This is a genomic window from Caldisericum sp., from assembly GCA_022759145.1.
Taxonomy (GTDB): Bacteria; Caldisericota; Caldisericia; order Caldisericales; family Caldisericaceae; genus Caldisericum.
In genome coordinates, this window is the sequence record JAEMPV010000152.1 from 1252 (window position 1) to 3275 (window position 2024).

The 2024-nt window shown below is 34.3% G+C and carries 1 protein-coding gene; it reads right to left on the reverse strand.

The genetic code is table 11. The features are described 5' to 3' along the window. The coding region (locus tag JHC30_08165) for a hypothetical protein (GenBank protein MCI4464115.1) at positions 1–1736 on the reverse strand (1736 nt) is incomplete at its 3' end. Between the last annotated feature and the right edge of the window lie 288 nt (positions 1737–2024).

Below are 2024 nucleotides of genomic sequence, written 5' to 3' on the forward strand. Positions count from 1 at the left end.
TCAGGATCACTCACTAAACGGTAAGAAATAAGTATATCTGCATATGGTTGAGGACTATCCAGGTGAAGACCAGTATCGGAAACTATGCTAATCTTTTTAAAAGTTTTCCCGCCATCATCGCTTCTATATATATTCTCGCCTGTAAGATAAATTATGTTATGGTTGTTCTTAGGAATGTAAATGTCTAAGTTATAAAAATAAAGTGCATGATCTATCCAGTTCAAACTTTCGAAATTTTTGCCATAATCTGTTGTCCTGTAAACTTTCTCTTCAAAATTACAATAAGATAAATGGCAAGCTGCTACATAAAAAGTATTTTGATTAACAGGATCAAACTCTATATCACTTACAAAATCGTTTAACCCCAATTTTAGAATGAGGCGGAAACTCAAGCCACCGTCTTCCGAAATGAATACTCCTCTATCTTTTACTCCAATAACTATATTTCCCTTTGGATCAAATAGAACCTTTGTAACTGCATAGCCTGGGTTTCCTGTCTCTATAATTTGGAAAGTATTTTTATTTGAATTGAACTTATAAAGCCCTGAATATGTGCCAATTAGGAGTTCTTGCTTGTTTTGGGGATTTATGGCAATAGAAAAAACGCTAACATCATTTAGCCCCAAGAGTTCAAAAGTCTTTCCACCATCTACGCTTCTGTAAAGACCGTCACCTGCACCAACATAAATTATATTTGGATTATCAGGATCGAACTTCATTTCTATGCCGCTTCTGGGCGTTACATAAGTTTTAAATGAAACCCCATTATCATCTGACCAAATAATGCCAGATACTACACCTAAGAAAATTACCCCGCTCTTAGAAACAGTAATTGAAAAAACTGGAGTATATGGATCGTATAATAGCCTAAAAGCATTTGTTGAAAGGTTAACCAAATAAATTCCGTCGATACTGCTTCCTAAAAGAACTTCATCTTCATCTTTCAAGAATGCAGCAGAAGTAAAATTATTCTCCCCAAACTTTTTATCTAAATTAGCAAGGGAAATGAAGTTAAAATTATCAGTTGGGCTTTTGAATATCCCGCTTGAAGTTACCAAAACAATCCATTTTGATGAAATAGCAATCGAATTAATGGTTGAATCCTCAAAACCTAACAACTTAAAAGTTTTACCTGCTTCATCATACTCATAAAGACCTGCATTTGTTCCAATTAGAAGTGTTGAGTTGTTGAGCCTTGTTATAGAATAAACATCTTTATCTTTAAGCCCTAATTCAACCCACCTGCTCCCGTCAAAGGAATAAAGTCCTGCATTCTCCTGTTCATTTAATACGCCCGCATAAACAGTATCGTTAAGTCCAAATTCAATAACGCTAATCTCAAGACGCAAATCTCCTAAAAGCGAAAAAGTTTTACCCTGATTGTCAGAATAAAAAACACCCGTTGCTGTTCCTGCATAGATTTTATCATGATTTGTTGGACTTACTCTTAATGTATGAACATTAAGTTCCTCAAGCCCGTTGTTGACGGGCAAAAAACTAAAATCATTACTTTCACTTTTTAAAACACCATTACCCCAGGTTGCAAGGTATACGCATTTTTCATTTGATGGATCAATTTCGATATGATAAACAGGCGAGAAATCATTCCTCATTCCGCCAAAAAGGCTCTCTTTTGTAAGAAGGGATTTCCAAACAAAAGTTGATGCTTTTGTTTTAATGGGAAACATTGCAATCACAAAAGTCATTAAAAACAATAGCACTATAATTTTTTTCATTAAGTGCCTCCTAAAATAATTTTCTAAATTGTAAAGTAAAATTAATTTTGTAGTATACCCTAAATTGTGTGGCTGCATACTCTTTCATCTTTAATTGCACCCCTTACATTTTCATTTGTATCTAAATTTAAGACTTTGTCAATAGGCAAATTGTTAGAGACTTTAAAATCTTTCGGGGGTCTTTCCTCCAGGTAGTCCTTTCAACTTTTCATAAGGAGTAAGTCCGTGTAAACCTAAATGTTCTCTTCTATTATCTTCTCGAGGACATATTCGACAATCGAGGAAAAC